The sequence below is a fragment of the Streptomyces globosus genome (assembly GCF_003325375.1).
In the GTDB taxonomy this organism is placed as follows: Bacteria; Actinomycetota; Actinomycetes; order Streptomycetales; family Streptomycetaceae; genus Streptomyces; species Streptomyces globosus_A.
The window spans coordinates 5,634,441-5,651,483 of the sequence record NZ_CP030862.1; the positions used below are offsets into that span (position 1 = coordinate 5,634,441).

General features: G+C 74.3%; 13 protein-coding genes. 8 read left to right on the plus strand and 5 right to left on the minus strand.

Features of this window, described 5'->3' with window-relative positions:
• Nucleotides 1–21 precede the first annotated feature (21 nt).
• On the plus strand, nt 22–1,755 hold the full coding sequence (locus C0216_RS25055) for an ABC transporter ATP-binding protein (protein WP_114057465.1): 1,734 nt from the start codon (nt 22–24) through the stop codon (nt 1,753–1,755).
• Nucleotides 1,752–3,674 carry an ABC transporter ATP-binding protein gene (locus tag C0216_RS25060; protein WP_114057466.1) on the plus strand — a complete coding sequence of 641 codons (1,923 nt, stop codon included), beginning with the start codon at nt 1,752–1,754 and terminating at the stop codon, nt 3,672–3,674. The genes C0216_RS25055 and C0216_RS25060 overlap by 4 nt, the downstream gene beginning before the upstream one ends.
• 60 nt (nt 3,675–3,734) lie before the next feature.
• On the opposite strand, the gene C0216_RS25065 is transcribed toward C0216_RS25060, so the two are convergent.
• The 3 genes from C0216_RS25065 to C0216_RS25075 form a co-directional block, all read right to left on the minus strand.
• Nucleotides 3,735–4,898 (minus strand): RNA polymerase sigma factor, encoded by a 1,164-nt coding sequence (locus tag C0216_RS25065; RefSeq protein ID WP_246042682.1) that lies wholly within the window; start codon nt 4,896–4,898, stop codon nt 3,735–3,737.
• A gap of 159 nt (nt 4,899–5,057) precedes the next feature.
• A complete protein-coding gene (locus C0216_RS25070; protein WP_114057467.1) occupies nt 5,058–7,136 on the minus strand; it encodes a molybdopterin oxidoreductase family protein in 2,079 nt (692 codons plus the stop codon).
• A gap of 237 nt (nt 7,137–7,373) precedes the next feature.
• Nucleotides 7,374–8,111 carry a SanA/YdcF family protein gene (locus C0216_RS25075; protein ID WP_114058897.1) on the minus strand — a complete coding sequence of 246 codons (738 nt, stop codon included), beginning with the start codon at nt 8,109–8,111 and terminating at the stop codon, nt 7,374–7,376.
• A gap of 441 nt (nt 8,112–8,552) precedes the next feature.
• Between C0216_RS25075 and C0216_RS25080 the strand changes: the two genes are divergently transcribed.
• The 4 genes from C0216_RS25080 (at nt 8,553) to dnaG (ending at nt 14,045) form a co-directional block, all read left to right on the plus strand.
• Nucleotides 8,553–9,284 carry a sirohydrochlorin chelatase gene (locus tag C0216_RS25080; RefSeq protein WP_114057468.1) on the plus strand — a complete coding sequence of 244 codons (732 nt, stop codon included), beginning with the start codon at nt 8,553–8,555 and terminating at the stop codon, nt 9,282–9,284.
• 54 nt (nt 9,285–9,338) lie between these two features.
• Nucleotides 9,339–10,727 (plus strand): deoxyguanosinetriphosphate triphosphohydrolase, encoded by a 1,389-nt coding sequence (locus tag C0216_RS25085; protein WP_114057469.1) that lies wholly within the window; start codon nt 9,339–9,341, stop codon nt 10,725–10,727.
• A 93-nt stretch (nt 10,728–10,820) separates the two neighbouring features.
• The gene (locus C0216_RS25090; RefSeq protein ID WP_114057470.1) at nt 10,821–12,095 is read left to right on the plus strand and encodes an NAD(P)/FAD-dependent oxidoreductase; all 1,275 of its coding nucleotides are present in this window, start codon (nt 10,821–10,823) and stop codon (nt 12,093–12,095) included.
• A 33-nt stretch (nt 12,096–12,128) separates the two neighbouring features.
• Nucleotides 12,129–14,045 carry a DNA primase gene (gene dnaG / locus C0216_RS25095; RefSeq protein WP_114057471.1) on the plus strand — a complete coding sequence of 639 codons (1,917 nt, stop codon included), beginning with the start codon at nt 12,129–12,131 and terminating at the stop codon, nt 14,043–14,045.
• A gap of 9 nt (nt 14,046–14,054) precedes the next feature.
• Here the strand turns inward: dnaG and C0216_RS25100 are convergent, their stop codons facing one another.
• Nucleotides 14,055–14,459, minus strand: coding sequence for a gamma-glutamylcyclotransferase family protein (locus C0216_RS25100; protein ID WP_114058898.1), 405 nt, complete (start codon nt 14,457–14,459; stop codon nt 14,055–14,057).
• A 383-nt stretch (nt 14,460–14,842) separates the two neighbouring features.
• On the opposite strand from C0216_RS25100, the gene C0216_RS25105 reads away from it, so the two are divergent.
• On the plus strand, nt 14,843–15,361 hold the full coding sequence (locus tag C0216_RS25105) for a hypothetical protein (RefSeq protein WP_114057472.1): 519 nt from the start codon (nt 14,843–14,845) through the stop codon (nt 15,359–15,361).
• A 140-nt stretch (nt 15,362–15,501) separates the two neighbouring features.
• Nucleotides 15,502–16,128, plus strand: a complete 627-nt coding sequence (locus tag C0216_RS25110; RefSeq protein ID WP_114057473.1) for a class F sortase — start codon at nt 15,502–15,504, stop codon at nt 16,126–16,128.
• 72 nt (nt 16,129–16,200) lie between these two features.
• On the opposite strand, the gene C0216_RS25115 is transcribed toward C0216_RS25110, so the two are convergent.
• On the minus strand, nt 16,201–16,977 hold the full coding sequence (locus C0216_RS25115) for a sulfite exporter TauE/SafE family protein (RefSeq protein WP_114057474.1): 777 nt from the start codon (nt 16,975–16,977) through the stop codon (nt 16,201–16,203).
• Nucleotides 16,978–17,043: the final 66 nt, after the last annotated feature.

Below are 17,043 nucleotides of genomic sequence, written 5' to 3' on the forward strand. Positions count from 1 at the left end.
ACCCCCGACCGGAGCCTGCGCGTGCTCATACGACTTCTGCGGACCCACCTGGGTCCGTACCGGAAACCGATCGCCCTGCTGGTGCTGCTGCAACTGCTGCAGACCAGCGCGAGCCTCTACCTGCCCACCCTCAACGCCGACATCATCGACAAGGGCGTCGTGACCGGCGACACCGGCTACATCCTGCGCTTCGGTGCGCTGATGCTGGCCGTCTCGCTCGTCCAGCTGGGCTGCAACATCGGCGCCGTGTACTACGGCGCCCGCACCTCCGCGGCGCTGGGCCGCGACGTCCGCGCCGCCGTCTTCGACCGGGTGCAGAGCTTCTCCGCGCGCGAGCTGGGCCAGTTCGGCGCGCCGTCACTGATCACCCGTACGACGAACGACGTGCAGCAGATCCAGATGCTGGTGCTGATGACCTTCACGCTGATGGTCTCGGCGCCGATCATGTGCATCGGCGGCATCGCGATGGCCCTGTCGCTGGACGTGGCGCTGTCGGGCGTGCTGCTGGCCGTGGTGCCGGTCCTGGGCCTGTCCGTCGGCGCGATCGTGTGGCGGACGCGCCCGCTGTTCCGCCAGATGCAGGAGCGGCTGGACGCGGTGAACCGGGTGCTGCGCGAGCAGATCACCGGCAACCGGGTGATCCGCGCGTTCGTCCGCGACGGCTACGAGAAGGAACGCTTCCGCGGGGCGAACACCTCGCTGACCGACGTGTCGCTGGCCTCGGGGCGGCTCCTGGCGCTGATGTTCCCCACCGTCCTCGTGGTCGTGAACATCTCCAGCGTCGCCGTCATCTGGTTCGGCGCGATGCGCATCGACAGCGGCGGCTTGGAGATCGGCCAGCTGACGGCGTTCCTCGCCTACCTGATGCAGATCGTCATGGCCGTCATGATGGCCACGTTCATGTTCATGATGGTGCCGCGCGCCGAGGTGTGCGCGGAGCGCGTGCAGGAGGTGCTGGACACCGAGTCCAGCGTCGCCCCGCCCGCAAACCCGGTGCGCGAGCTGTCCCGGCACGGTGTGCTGGAACTGCGCGGCGCCGACTTCCGCTACCCGGGCGCGGAGGCGCCCGTGCTGCGCGGGGTGGACCTGGTGGCCCGCCCCGGGGAGACGACGGCGGTCATCGGCTCGACCGGCAGCGGCAAGTCGACGCTGCTGGGGCTGGTGCCGCGGCTGTTCGACGCGACCGGCGGCGAGGTCCTCGTCGACGGCGAGGACGTGCGCCGCCTCGACCCGAAGCTGCTGGCCCGCACGGTGGGCCTGGTGCCCCAGAAGCCGTACCTGTTCTCCGGAACGGTGGCCTCGAACCTGCGCTACGGGCGCCCGGACGCCACCGACGAGGAGCTGTGGCATGCCCTGGAGGTGGCGCAGGCGCGGGAGTTCGTCGCCGCGCTCGAAGGCGGCCTGGATGCACCGGTCACCCAGGGCGGGACGAACGTCTCCGGTGGCCAGCGCCAGCGCCTGGCCATCGCCCGCACGCTGGTGCAGCGCCCGGAGATCTACCTGTTCGACGACTCCTTCTCGGCCCTGGACTACGCGACAGACGCGGCGCTGCGCGCGGCGCTGGGCCGGGAGACCGGGGACGCGACGGTGGTCATCGTCGCGCAGCGGGTCGCGACGATCCGCGACGCCGACCGGATCATCGTGCTCGACGAGGGGCAGGTCGTCGGCGAGGGCCGCCACCACGAGCTGATGGCGGGGAACGAGACCTACCGGGAGATCGTGCTCTCCCAGCTGACGGAGGCGGAGGCCGCATGAGCGGGCCCGGAGGACGGATGATGACGGGGCCCGGGCAGCGGTCCCTGGACTTCAAGGGCTCGGGGAAGCGGCTGCTGCGGCAGATCGCCTACGACCGGGTGAAGCTGTGGGGGATGGTCGCCGCCGTGTTCGGCAGCGTCGTCTGCACGGTGATCGGCCCGAAGATCCTCGGGCACGCGACGGACCTCGTCTTCGGGGGGATCGTCGGCCGGGAGATGCCGGCGGGCCTCACCAAGGAGCAGGCGCTCGACGCGATGCGCGCCCGCGGCGAGGACGGCACCGCCGACATGCTGTCGGGGACGGACTTCACGCCGGGCGAGGGCATCGACTTCGGCGCGGTCGGCGTCGTCGCGGTGTGGGCGCTGGTGGTGTTCGTGCTGGCCGGGCTGCTGATGCTGGTCGCGACGCGGCTGTCGAACCACATCATGAACGGCACCGTGTACCGGATGCGGGAGGAGCTGCAGGACAAGCTGTCGCGGCTGCCGCTGTCGTACTTCGACCGGCAGAAGCGGGGCGAGGTCCTCAGCCGGGCGACGAACGACATCGACAACATCGGGCAGACGCTCCAGCAGACGATGGGGCAGCTGCTGAACTCGCTGCTGACGATCGTCGGCGTGCTCGCGATGATGGTCTGGATCTCGCCGCTGCTGGCGCTGGTCGCGCTGGTGACGATCCCGGTGTCGGTGGTCGTGGCGGCGAGGATCGGCAAGAAGTCGCAGCCGCAGTTCGTGGCCCAGTGGAAGTCGACCGGCTCGCTGAACGCGCACGTCGAGGAGATGTACTCGGGGCACGCGCTGGTGAAGGTCTTCGGCCGGCAGGAGGAGTCCGCGGCGGTCTTCGCCGAGCAGAACGAGGCGCTGTTCCGGGCCTCGTTCAAGGCGCAGCTGGTCAGCGGCATCATGCAGCCGGTGATGTTCTTCATCTCGAACATCAACTACGTGCTGGTGGCGGTGGTCGGCGGTCTGCGGGTGGCCTCGGGCAGCCTGTCGATCGGCGACGTGCAGGCGTTCATCCAGTACTCGCGGCAGTTCTCGATGCCGCTGACGCAGGTCGCGTCGATGGCGAACCTGGTGCAGTCGGGTGTCGCGTCGGCGGAGCGCGTGTACGAGGTGCTGGACGCGGAGGAGCAGGAGCCGGACGTGGCGGTTCCGGAGCGTCCGCAGGAGGTCCGCGGCCGGGTCGTCCTGGAGAAGGTGTCCTTCCGGTACGAGCCGGACAGGCCGCTGATCGAGGACCTGTCGCTGGCGGTGGAGCCGGGCCAGACGGTCGCGATCGTCGGCCCCACCGGCGCCGGCAAGACGACGCTGGTGAACCTGCTGATGCGGTTCTACGAGGTCACCGGCGGCCGGATCGCCCTGGACGGGGCGGACATCGCGAAGATGGCCCGCGAGGACCTGCGCGGGGCCATCGGCATGGTGCTCCAGGACACCTGGCTGTTCGGCGGGACGATCGCGGAGAACATCGCGTACGGCGCCTCCCGGGAGGTCACGCGCGCCGAGATCGAGGAGGCCGCGCGGGCCGCACACGCCGACCGGTTCGTGCGCACCCTGCCGGACGGCTACGACACGGTGCTGGACGACGAGGGCTCGGGCGTCAGCGCCGGCGAGAAGCAGCTGATCACGATCGCGCGGGCGTTCCTGTCGGACCCGGTGATCCTGGTCCTCGACGAGGCGACGAGCTCGGTCGACACCCGTACGGAGGTGCTGATCCAGAAGGCGATGGCGCGGCTGGCGCACGGCCGCACCTCGTTCGTCATCGCGCACCGGCTCTCCACGATCCGGGACGCTGACGTGATCCTGGTGATGGAGAACGGCTCGATCGTCGAGCAGGGCGCGCACGAGGACCTGCTCGCGGCGGACGGCGCCTACGCGCGGCTGTACGCGGCGCAGTTCGCCCAGGCGGTGGCCGAAGTCGACTAGCGGCGGACGGCCGTTGAGGGGGCGGGGGGTGCACGCGGCTGCGTGCACCCCCCGCCGCCGTCAGTCGAGGTAGCCGCGCAGCTGGTCGGCGAAGGCGTGGTCGCGGAGCTTGCAGAGGGTCTTGGACTCGATCTGCCGGATGCGCTCGCGGGTCACGCCGAAGATGCGCCCTATCTCCTCCAGGGTGCGCGGCCGCCCGTCGGCGAGGCCGTACCGCAGCTGGACGACCTTGCGTTCGCGTTCGCCGAGGGTCGACAGGACGGCTTCCAGGTGCTCGCGCAGCAGGAAGAACGCCGCGGACTCCATCGGCGAGGCGGCGTCGCCGTCCTCGATGAGGTCGCCGAGGGCGACGTCATCCTCCTCGCCGACCGGGGAGTGCAGGGACACGGGCTCCTGGGCGAGCCGCAGCACCTCCACGACCCGCTCGGGCGTCAGCTCCAGGTGGACGGCGACCTCTTCGGCGGTGGGCTCGTATCCGCGCTCCTGGAGCATGCGCCGCTGCACGCGGACTACGCGGTTGATCAGCTCCACGACGTGGACGGGCACGCGGATGGTGCGCGCCTGGTCGGCGAGGGCGCGCGACATGGCCTGCCGGATCCACCACGTGGCGTAGGTGGAGAACTTGTAGCCGCGGGTGTAGTCGAACTTCTCAACGGCCCGGATCAGGCCGAGGTTCCCCTCCTGGACGAGGTCGAGCATGGTGAGGCCGCGGCCGACGTAGCGCTTGGCGACGGAGACGACGAGCCTCAGGTTCGACTCGATGAGGCGGCGCTTGGCCATGCGCCCCATGACGACGAGCTTGTCCAGGTCGAGGGCGAGCCTCAGGTCGAGGCCGGGGTCGCCGGCGAGCTTCTCCTCGGCGAACAGGCCGGCTTCGACACGCCGGGCGAGCTCGACCTCCTCGGCGGCGGTGAGCAGCGGGATCCTGCCGATCTCGCGGAGGTACTGGCGGAACAGGTCCGCGGAGGGCCCGGTCGCGGCGCTCTCGGCGCGCCGCTGGTCCGGGACGTGCTCGAGGGGTTCCGGCGCCTCGGGCTCTTCGCCGGCGTCCTCGAACCCGGTGCCGGGCCCGGCTGCCGGCTCCTTGTCGGGCTCCTCGGCCGCGGGGGCCCCGGTCTCTCCGGCGGGCGGGCTCGCGTTGACGGTCGGGATCCGGGTCTGCACGGGGGCGACCTCCAGGGCTCCGAGGACGGTGGCACCGCACCTCAGTGTGGAGTACGGCACACGGCCGCCACGAGGGGCGTGCGGGCACTTTCTGAGTCCGGTGCGTGACCGGATGGTTACCCGCTGCGGGGAACGCCGATGCGGATCGGACTGATGTCCGACGGATCGCCCGTCGGCCCCGGCACCTCCCGGGCCCCGCGGCTGCCCGCGGCGCCGGTGTCAGCCGAGCGGCTCGACGCGGACCGCGCACACCTTGAACTCGGGCATCCGGGAGGTCGGGTCGAGCGCCGGATTGGTCAGCGTGTTGGCGCGCCCCTCCCCCGGCCAGTGGAACGGCATGAAGACCGTGTCGGCGCGGATGGAGTCCGTGATGCGGGCGGGGGCGACGGCCCTGCCCCGGCGGGAGGTGACGGCGAGCGGGGTGCCCTCGACGGCGCCCAGGCGGGCCGCGAGCCGCGGGTGCAGTTCCACGAACGGGCCGGGGGCTGCGGCGTTCAGCTCGTCGACGCGGCGGGTCTGCGCCCCGGACTGGTACTGGGCGACGACACGGCCGGTGGTCAGCAGGATCGGGTAGTCGGCGTCGGGGAGTTCGGCCGCGTCCCGGTGGGAGACGGGGGCGAAGCGGGCGCGCCCGTCCTCGGTGGCGAACCGGTCGAGGAACAGCCGTGGCTGCCCGGCGGAGCCCTGCGGGCAGGGCCAGAAGACGCCCTGTTCGGCCTCGATGCGGGCGTAGGTGATGCCGGAGTAGTCGGCGGGCCCGCCGGCGGAGGCCCGCCGCAGCTCCTCGAAGACCTCCTCGGCGGCCGTGGGGAAGCCCTTCTCGACGCCGAGGCGGGCGGCGAGGCCGTGCAGCACCTCCAGGTCGCTGCGCACGCCCGGCGGCGCGGTCAGGGCGCGGCGGCGCAGCAGGACGCGGCCTTCGAGGTTGGTGGTGGTGCCGGTCTCCTCGGCCCACTGGGTGACGGGCAGGACGACGTCGGCGAGGGCGGCCGTCTCGGAGAGGACGACGTCCGCGACGGCGAGGAAGTCCAGGGAGCGGATGCGGTCCTCGACGTGGGCGGCGCGGGGCGCGGAGACGACCGGGTTGGAGCCCATGAGGAGCAGGGCCCGGACGTCGGTGCCGAGCGCGTCGAGGAGTTCGTAGGCGCTGCGGCCCGGACCGGGCAGGGAGTCCGGGTCGACGCCCCACACGGACGCGACGTGGGCGCGGGCCGCCGGGTCGGTCAGCTTGCGGTAGCCGGGGAGCTGGTCGGCCTTCTGGCCGTGCTCGCGGCCGCCCTGGCCGTTGCCCTGGCCGGTGAGGCAGCCGTAGCCGGAGTGGGGGCGGCCGGCCCGGCCGGTGGCCAGGCACAGGTTGATCCAGGCGCCGACGGTGTCGGTCCCCTTCGACTGCTGCTCGGGGCCGCGGGCGGTGAGGACCATCGCCGAGGACGGGGCGCAGAACAGGGACACCGCCTCGCGGAGCTTCGGCACGGGGACGCCGGTGATCCGCTCCACCAGCTCCGGCCAGTGCGCCATGGCCGCGGCCCGCGCCTCCTCCCAGCCGGTGGTGCGCTCCGCGATGAACGCGTCGTCGGTGCGGCCTTCGGCGACGACCAGGTGCAGCAGGCCGAGCGCGAGGGCGAGGTCGGTGCCGGGGCGGGGGGCCAGGTGCAGGTCGGCCTGTTCGGCGGTGCGGGTGCGGCGCGGGTCGACGACGATCAGGGTGCCGCCGTTGGCCTTGAGCTCGGTGAAGTAGCGCAGGGCCGGCGGCATGGTCTCGGCCGGGTTGGAGCCGACGAGGATCACGCAGCCGGTGCGCGGGATGTCCTCCAGCGGGAACGGCAGCCCCCGGTCCAGCCCGAAGGCCCGCTGGTGGGCGGCCGCGGCCGAGGACATGCAGAACCGGCCGTTGTAGTCGATCTGCGAGGTGCGCAGGGCAATGCGGGCGAACTTGCCGAGCGCGTACGCCTTCTCGTTGGTGAGCCCGCCCCCGCCGAACACGCCGACGGCGTCGGGCCCGTGTGCGTCCCGGGTCCGGGCGAGGCCGGCGGCGACGGCGTCGAGGGCCTCCTCCCAGGTGGCCGGCTCCAGCTGCCCGGCGCGGGAGCGGACGAGCGGCTCGGTCAGGCGGACCCGGGAGGAGAGCACGGCGGGCGCGGTGCGGCCCTTGCCGCACAGGGCGCCCCGGTTGACGGGGAACTCCGCCCGTTCCTCCACCGCCGCCCCCGCCCCGTCCGGCGCGGGGCGCAGGTTCATCCCGCACTGGAGGGCGCAGTAGGGGCAGTGCGTGGCGGTGGCGGCGTCGGGCGTGTGCATACGGCCAGCCTGCGCCGTCGGTGTTACACGGGCCGCCGCCTCCGGTTACACCTCCCGTACGGGCGCCTCAGCGCCCCGCCCGCCCCCCGGTGAGGCGATGCCCCCGGCCCCGCCGGTGACGACCACGGCCTTGCCGCCGAGATCCACCACAGCCACGCTCTCCCCCTGCCCTCCCCGGCGGCCGGCCGCTCCGGCGACGTGCGCTCCCGCCGGGTCGGCCGGGCCCGGAGCGCCGCGTCAGTGGCGCAGAGCCCCCAGGGCCTGCGACACCCCGTGCTCCCTCGGGCCCAGGAAGCGCGGCGCCGGCTGCAACGCCGCGTCCAGGGCTGCCTTGCCCGCCGCGAACACCTCGCGCGCGCCGCCGTAGTACCAGGTGAGGTCGTGCTCGTCGGGCACGCCGACCCCGTACGACTCGACACCCGCCGCCTCGCACAGGGCGACGGCCCTGCGTATGTGGAAGCCCTGGCTGATCAGCACGGCCCGCTCCACCCCGAATATCCTCCGGGCCCGTACGCACGAGTCCCACGTGTCGAACCCGGCGTAGTCGCTGACGATCCGCTCCTCCGGCACCCCGTGCGCCGTCAGGTACGTGCGCATCGCGCTCGGCTCGTCGTACTCGGTGCGGCTGTTGTCCCCGGTGACGAGGACAACCCTGACCTTCCCGGTCCGGTACAGCTCGGCCGCCGCGTCGAGCCGGCGGGCCAGGTACGGGGTGGGCCGGCCGTTCCACAGCCCCGCCCCGAACACGACCGCGACGTCGGCCGAAGGGCTGTCCGCCGTGCCGTGCAGCCGGTCCGCGGCCACCGCGTGCGTCCACGCCGAGGGCAGGAGCGCCAGGACACAGCCCGCCATCACCGCCTGCACGGCCCGCCGCCGCCCCCGCACCCCGCGCGGCAGCCCCGCCCGCAGGCGCGCGGCAGCACCTGCCGCCCGCGCCGCCGCCCACCTGCCGATCCGACGCGCGACCCTTCCCATGCCCCTGCCCCAGCCCTTCGTCCTGCCCGTTCCACTGCCCTCGGCCGTTTCCATGGCCCTGCCCCTCCCGATGCCCGCACCCACAACCCTGCCCCTTCCCATCCCGCCCCGACCCGCCCCGCCCTGCCCTGCCCTGCGCTGTCCCGGCCTGCCCCGGCCTGCCCCGGCCCTGCCGCCCTGGTGGAGCCGCGGACCGCGCGCCGTTCGCACGGATTGACGAACCGGCCCGGCGCCCGAGTTCCACCCACCCCCTCTTTCACTCGTACGAATGACCGAGTGAGTTCCCTTGAAAGCCCCCGTCACGACGGCGCAACGCCGGCGCAACCTGCACCCCCCAGGATCGGAGGCACGACGGACCCGGCGGACCGGTGCATTCCCTCCGGGTCCCCTCACGCCCGCTCCCCCGCCCCCCGCCGCGGGCCCGGCCCCACGGAGCCACGCATGCAGCCCACCCTCGTCGCCGTCGCCCACGGCAGCCGCGACCCGCGCGCCCTCCCCGCCGTGCAGGCCCTCCTCGCCCGCGTCCGCGAACTGCGCCCCGGCCTCGACGTCCGCCTCGGCCACGTCGAGCTGAACCGGCCCCTCCTCCCCGACACGCTGCGCCACACCGCCGGCCCGGCCGTCCTCGTGCCCCTGCTCCTCAGCCGCGGCCACCACGTCAAACGCGATCTCCCGGAGGCGGCCGCCGGCCATGCCGACGCCCGCGTGGCCGCCCCGCTCGGCCCGCACCCGCTGCTCGTCGAGGCCCTGTACGACCGCCTCCACGAGGCCGGCTGGCATCCGGCCCGCCACACCGCGGCCGTCCTCGCCGCCGCCGGATCCCGCGACCCGGACGCCGCGGCCGACACGCGCCGCACCGCCGCCCTGCTCTCCGAGCGCCTCGGCGGCGTCCCCGTCCTCCCGGCCTACGCCTCCGCCGCCCCGCCCGCGGTCGCCGACGCGGTCCGTGCGCTCACCGCCCGCGGCCACCGCCGGATCGCCGTGGCCTCGTACTTCACCGCGCCCGGCCGGTTCGCCGCGCAGAGCGCCGCCGCCGCGACCGGCCCCGCCGCAGCCCCGCTCGGCGACCACCCCGCCCTGGCCCGCCTGGTACTCCGGCGCTACGACGAGGCGCTCGCCCTGCCGCGGCCGCGGACCGCGCCGGCGCCGCTCCTGGTGCCGGCCTCCGCATGAGGGACTCGGGTGCGGATTGCTCCGATTGTCGGTGTCTCCGGTTAACGTCTCAGCATGGAAGGCATGGCAGGCACCGCACCCGTCCGTCCGCGCGGCTCCGGCGAGCCGCAGAACACCCCCGGCCCGCAGGATCCACCCGCCCGCAGCGAACCGGCCCCGCCCTACGTCCCGGCCGACACCGAGCGCTGGGTCCCGGAGCCCGACAAGCGCCCCGGCCGGACCGCCTTCCAGCGCGACCGGGCCCGCGTCCTGCACTCCGCCGCACTGCGCCGCCTCGCCGGGAAGACCCAGGTCGTCACCCCGGGCAGCCGCTCGTACGACTGGGACGCCAGCCCCCGCACCCGCCTGACGCACTCGCTGGAGTGCGCCCAGGTGGGCCGCGAGCTCGGCGCGGCGCTCGGCTGCGACCCGGACCTCGTCGAGGCGGCCTGCCTCTCCCACGACATGGGCCACCCGCCGTTCGGGCACAACGGCGAGGAGGCCCTCAACGAGTTCGCCGCGGACTGCGGCGGCTTCGAGGGCAACGCCCAGTCGCTGCGCCTGCTGACCCGGCTGGAGCCCAAGCGGTTCACCGCCGACCGGGAGACCGGCGCCCCCGTCAGCGTCGGGCTCAACCTCACCCGGGCCAGCCTTGACGCGGCGACCAAGTACCCGTGGCCGCGCGGCGGCCACCCCGCCGATCCCGGCTCGGTGAAGTTCGGGGCGTACGAGGACGACCTGCCTGTCTTCGAGTGGCTGCGGCGCGGCGCCCCCGCCGACCGCAAGTGCTTCGAGGCACAGGTCATGGACTGGTCCGACGACGTCGCCTACTCCGTCCACGACTTCGAGGACGGCCTGCACGCCGGGCACGTCGACCCCAACCTCCTCTTCGCCGAACCCGAGCGCTCGGCGATCGCCCGGGTCGCCATCGGCCGGTACGTGCCCGCCGACACGGACCCGCAGGAGCTGCTGGAGTCGCTGGACCGGCTGATGGAACAGGAGTGGTGGCCGCACGGCTACGACGGCTCGGCTGTCGCCCAGGCCCGCCTGAAGGACGCCACGAGCCAGCTGATCGGCCGGTTCTGCCTGGCCGCCGAGGGCGCGACAAGGAAGGCGTACGGCTCCGGCCGGCTGACCCGGTACGCGGCCGAGCTGGTCGTCCCCCGCGAGGCCCGCACCGAGTGCGCGGTCCTCAAATCGGTCGCCGACCTGTACGTGATGCAGCGCGCCGAGCAGGAGCGGCTGCGGGCCGAGCAGCGCATCGTCCTGGCCGAACTCGCCGAGGCCCTGCTGGCCCGTGCGCCCGACGGGCTGGATCCGCAGTTCCGGGCGATCTTCGACACCGCCGCGGACGACCGGGGGCGCAAACGCGCGGTCATCGACCAGATCGCCTCCCTGACCGACGCATCCGCGCGCTCCCTGCACGCCAGGCTCACCCGGCGCACGCGCCGCACTGCGGGGTGATCCGATCGGGCCACTCCCCCTTCACGCGGCCCGCTCGGTGCGGGACCCTCGCAGGTGCTCGCAAGTGGCGCTGAGGTTATGAGGAGGCATCAGGTGGTCGACGCACACAGGACGTTCGTCATCGTCGGCGCGGGACTGGCCGGGGCCAAGGCGGCGGAGGCGCTGCGGTCCGAGGGGTTCAGGGGGCGGGTCATCCTGATCGGTGACGAGCGCGACCACCCGTACGAGCGGCCCCCGCTCTCCAAGGGCTACCTCCAGGGCAAGGAGGAGCGCGACAGCGTCTTCGTCCACGAGCCGTCCTGGTACGCGCGCGCCGACATCGAGCTGCACCTCGGCCAGCCCGCCGTGCACCTGGACCGGGCCGCCCGCAAGGTGGTCCTCGGCGACGGCACCGCCGTGCACTACGACAAGCTGCTGCTCGCCACGGGCGCCGAGCCGCGCCGCCTCGACATCCCCGGCACCGGCCTGGCCGGCGTGCACCACCTGCGCCGGCTGTCCCACGCCGAGCGGCTGCGCGGCGTCCTGGCGACCCTGGGCAGGGACAACGGGCACCTGCTGATCGCGGGGGCCGGCTGGATCGGCCTGGAGGTCGCGGCGGCGGCCCGCGGCTACGGGGCCGAGGTGACCGTGGTGGAGCCGCTGGCGACGCCGCTGCACGCGGTGCTCGGTCCGGAGATCGGGCGGCTCTTCGGCGACCTGCACGCCGAGAACGGCGTCCGCTTCCACTTCGGGGCACGGCTCACCGAGATCGTCGGCCAGGACGGGATGGTGCTGGCCGTCCGCACCGACGACGGCGAGGAGCACCCGGCGCACGCGGTGCTCGCCGCGATCGGGGCCGCGCCGCGCACCGCGCTCGCCGAGGCCGCCGGGCTGGCGCTGGTGGACCGGGAGCACGGCGGCGGCATCGCCGTGGACGCCTCGCTGCGCACCTCCGACCCGGATATCCACGCCGCCGGCGACGTGGCGGCCGCCCACCACCCCCTGCTGGGGACCCGGCTGCGCGTGGAGCACTGGGCGAACGCGCTCAACGGCGGCCCGGCCGCCGCGCGGGCGATGCTGGGGCAGGAGGTCTCGTACGACAGGGTGCCGTACTTCTTCTCCGACCAGTACGACGTCGGCATGGAGTACTCCGGATACGCCCCGGTGGGCGGCTACGACCAGGTCCTGATCCGCGGCGACGCCGCCCGGCGCGAGTTCATCGCCTTCTGGCTGTCGCAGGGCCGGGTGCTCGCCGGGATGAACGTCAACGTGTGGGACGTCACCGGCCACATCCAGGCCCTGATCAGGTCGAAGGCGGTCGTCGACCGCGAGGCGCTGGCGGACCCGTCCGTCCCGCTGGCCTCCCTGGTTCCGGGCGAGGGCGCCTGAGGGATTCGCGGCGCCCCGCCGTAGACTTCACGGGTGGCAGGACGGATCAACGACGACGACGTGAAGGCGGTACGGGACGCGGTCCCGATCGACGCCGTGGTCTCCGACTACCTCCAACTGCGCAACGCGGGCGGCGGCAACCTCAAGGGCCTGTGCCCCTTCCACGACGAGAAGTCCCCGTCCTTCCAGGTCAGCCCGAGCAAGGGGCTCTACCACTGCTTCGGCTGCCAGGCGGGCGGGGACACCCTCGACTTCATCATGAAGATCGACCACCTGTCGTTCTCGGAGGCGGTCGAGCGGCTGGCGGCCCAGGCCGGCATCACCCTGCGCTACGAGGAGGGCGGCTACACCGCGGGCACCAGCGGCCGCGGCGAGCGGATCCGGCTGGTCGAGGCCCACAAGGCCGCGGCCCAGTTCTACATCGACCAGCTCGGCGGCCCGGAGGCGGAGATCGCCCGCCGCTTCCTGGCCGAGCGCGGCTTCGACCAGGCCGCGGCCGAGCACTTCAGCGTGGGCTACAGCCCGGCCGGCTGGGACCACCTGACCCGCTTCCTGCGCGGCCGCGGCTTCACCGACCGCGAGCTGATCACCTCGGGCCTCGCCCAGGACAGCCGCAGCGGCAAGCCCATCGACCGCTTCCGCGGCCGCCTGATGTGGCCGATCCGCGACATCAGCGGCGAGGTCGTCGGCTTCGGCGCGCGCAAGCTCCGCGACGACGACAACGGCCCGAAGTACCTGAACACGCCGGAGACCCCGATCTACCGGAAGTCCCAGGTCCTGTACGGCATCGACCTGGCCAAGAAGGAGATCGCGAAGACCTCGCGCGCCGTCGTCGTCGAGGGCTACACCGACGTGATGGCCTGCCACCTGGCGGGCGTGACGACCGCGATCGCGACCTGCGGCACCGCGTTCGGCGGCGACCACGTCAAGATCCTGCGCCGACTGCTGATGGACAACGCCACCGCCGAGGTGATCTTCACCTTCGACGGCGACGAGGCCGGGCAGAAGGCCGCGCTGCGCGCCTTCGAGGACGACCAGAAGTTCGCCGCCGAGACCTCGATCGCGATCACGCCCGGCGGCATGGACCCCTGCGACCTGCGCCTCGCGCAGGGCGACGGGGCGGTGGCGTCGCTGGTGGAGTCGCGGACCCCGCTGTTCGAGTTCGCGCTGCGGCACATCGTCTCCCGGCACAACCTGGAGAACCCGGCCGGCCGGGCGGCCGCCCTCGACGAGGCGGCCCCGGTCGTCGCCAACATCAAGAACATCGCCATCCAGCACGAGTCGGCGGTCCAGCTGGCGGGCATGCTCGGCATCCGCGACGAGCAGTTCGTCGTGAAGCGGGTCGCGCAGCTCGCGCGCTGGGCCCGCGAACGCGGCGGCCGGCCGAACGGCGACGGCCCCGGCCCCAGGCCGGCCTCGCCAAGGCGCCCGTACGAGGCCGTGCCCGCGCCGGCGGCGCCCGCCGGCGGGCCCGCGCTGAACCTGCGCAGCCCCGCGCACCGCACCGAGCGCGAACTGCTCAAGCTGGCCCTGCAGCGCCCGGAGCTGGTCTCGCCCGCGTTCGACGCGTACGGGGTGGACGAGTTCACCGCCCCGCCGTACGCGGCGGTCCGGCAGGCCGTCCAGGACGCGGGCGGCGCCTCCGCCGGCGGGGACGGCTACCTGGCCCGGGTCCGGGATGCCGCGCCGAACGACACGGTCCGCGCCCTCGTCACCGAACTCGCCGTGGAGGCCATCCACTCCAGGACGGTGGACGAGGTGTACGCCGGCGTCCAGCTGGTCCAGGTCCGGCTGCGCGCGGTCGACCGCCGGGTCCACGAGATCACGGGCACCATGGCCCGCATGGGCCCGCACGCCCCGCCGGAGCAGCTGGCGGCCGTGCAGGAGGAGCTGTGGGTGCTCCAGCAGTACGCGCAGCGCCTGCGCAACCGCGGCGCCGAAGGCCTGTGAAGCCCGCCTTCAGCGGCTGAGCCAGTCCCCGCCCGGTATCCGGGTGCCCGACTTCCGCAGCCGCCGGGCCAGCGGCGCGGCCGCCAGGTACACCCAGGCCGCGGTGCGGGTGCCGTCGGGGCGGAGCGCGTCGCAGCGGACCCGGTCGTACAGGTTCCGCGGCAGCCCGGGGCCGTGGTACTCCTCCAGCCGGTCCAGTTCGGCCAGCAGCGCCCCGTACGCGCCCGGCGCCGCCGTGACCAGCTCGCCGACGACGTGGGCCCCCGGGTGCCGGACGGCGTACGGGTAGCCGGGGCCGTCGTACAGCTCGGCGCCGGGCAGCCGGGCGGGCTCCTCGGCCGCGGTGCGGCCGCGCAGGAACACCGCGTGGTTGGCCTCGCCGGGGCGCAGGGTCCCGTACACGAAGAACGGCAGCTCGGCGGCGGTGGCCGGCGGGCGGACCGCATGCGGGTCCTCGGGCCGGACGGACGGGCTCACTGGGCCTCCCTCGGGTGCGGCGGACGGGGACGGGGACGTGGCCGGGCGGGCCGCGTCTTCGGCGGCGGCCCGCGCGGTCCCGGCCGGGCCGCCTCCACGGTACGCACCGCGGCCCGGGCCCGGAACGGGGGTTCCGGCTCCGTGTCACCCGGACGGCGCCCGTACGGTACCCGTCGCCCGTTCGGCCCAGCCCCCGGCCCGTGACCAGCGCGGACGCCGGCGCACTGGCTATGGCCTGACGCACCATCAGCATGCGGTGGGGGCGCGGGCCGGGTTACCACGGGAGCACGCCCCGTGTCCGTGTGCCACCAGGAGCCGCCATGCGACGCCGCACCGCCCGTGTGCTCACCGCGACCGCGCTCACCGCCGCCGCGGTCGCCTGCCAGTCCGCCGGGGCGGCGGGTTTCGCCCCGGGCGACTTCGCCGTGCTGGAGGTGTGGCCGAAGAAGGCGGCGCCGGGTGCCATGGTCACCGCGAACACGACCGCCTGCGGGTCGGGCGGGCATGCGGACGGCGACGCCACCATGGTCGGCGGCGGCCGTTTCAAGCTGGTCCGGGGCACGCACGAGGAGGTCGCCGTCGGGCAGTTCCAGGTCGCCGGCGGCACCCGCCCGGGTACGTACGCCATCGGCGCCACCTGCGCGAACGGCACGTACGCCACCGGAAATCTGGAAGTCACCGAACGCGGCCCGCAGGGCCACGTCCGCACGGGTGTCGGCGGTGGCACGACCACCGCCGCGGACCCCGCCAAGATCACGGCGGGAGCGGCCGTCCTGGCCGCGGCCGCCGTCGGCGGTACCTGGCTCCTGCGTCGCCGGGCGAGCGGCACGCAGGGCTGAGGGGCGCCCGCCGCGGCCCCCGGCCGCGGCCCCGACCCGGTACCGTCCCCCGCCGCCCGGCCCCGCGAGGTCCCCCCGTTCGCGGGGCCGGGCGACGGCCCGTCCCACGCAGTGCACACCGACCGCCGAGGGGGTCGTCCATGGGCACCGGCCAGGCCGGCCGCGGCGGGATCGTCGCGCTCACCGCCTGCATCGGCATCTGGCTCGTCGGCAGCGGCACCGCGGAGCGCATCGGCCCCCCGCTGCCCTCCCCCGCCGAGGCGCTGGCCGGGGGCGGGCAGCCGGGCTACCCCGGCGGGATCGACCCGCTGCCCGGATCCCCGCCCGTCCGCGTACGGATCCCCTCCATCGGCGTGGACGCCCCGCTGACCGGGCTCGGGCTCGGCGCCGACGGCAGCCTCGACGTGCCGCCCCCGGCCCGGCGCGACCTGGCGGGCTGGTACCGCGACGGCGCGACCCCCGGCGCGGTGGGCACGGCCGTGGTCGTCGGCCACGTCGACCACGCCTCCGGCCCGGCGGTCTTCTACCGGCTGGGGGCGCTGCGGCGCGGCGCCGCGATCGAGGTGCGGAGGGCCGACGGGCGCACCGCCGTGTTCACGGTCCACGCGGTCGAGGTGTACGACGCCGACCGCTTCCCGGACACCCGCGTGTACGGGCCGTCGCCCCGCGCCGAGCTGCGGGTGATCACCTGTGGCGGGGACTTCTCGCCGCGCACCGGCTACGAGGGCAACGTGGTCGTCTTCGCGCACCTGACGGGCACGTACTGACGGTGTCGGCGCCCCGGCGCCCGCCTGGCCGGGCGCCGGTCGCGGGGCGCGGGGCGCTGCGGGCGGCGGGCCTCAGCCCCACTGCTCGAAGCCGAGCTTGACCACCAGGGCGCCGACGACGCTCAGGAGCACGCCGCGGACGAAGCCGCTGCCCTTCTTCAGCGCCATGCGGGCGCCGATCATGCTGCCGGCCAGGTTGAACACGGCCATCAGCGCGGCCAGCTGCCAGAGCACCATGCCCTGGTAGGCGAACATCGCGAGCGCGCCCGCGTTCGTGCACACGTTGACGATCTTCGCGGTGGCGGAGGCGGTGACGAGGTCGAGGTGGAGCAGGGCGGTCAGCGCGAGCACGAGGAAGGTGCCGGTGCCGGGACCGATGAGCCCGTCGTAGAAGCCGATGCCCAGCCCGGCCAGGCCGATGGCGAGCAGGACGCGCTGCCGGCTCACCGGGGAGGCCGACGGGGCCGTGCCGAAGGCGGGCCGGAAGGCGACGAACGCGCCGACGACGAGGAGCACCGCCATGATCAGCGGGCGGAGGGCGTCCTTGCTGATCCCGCCGGCCAGGGCGGCGCCGCCTGCGGATCCGGCGACGGCCGCCGTGCCGATCCTGAAGGCGAGCCGCACGTCCACGGGCGCCTTGCGCAGGTACGTCACGGCGGCGCCGGTCGTGCCGACGACGGCGACGGCCTTGTTGGTGCCGAGGACGGTGGCAGGGTGGGCGTGGGGCAGGCCGAGGAGCAGGGCCGGCAGGAGGAGCAGGCCGCCGCCTCCCACCACGGCGTCGATCCAGCCCGCTGCGGCGGCCGCCGCACACAGGACGATGAGCATGGTCGTTGATATGTCAGGCACACGAAGACCCTAGGGACGAGGTCCGTGCAGCACCCAACGATCGTCGGAAACTTGCGCAAAGGTTGA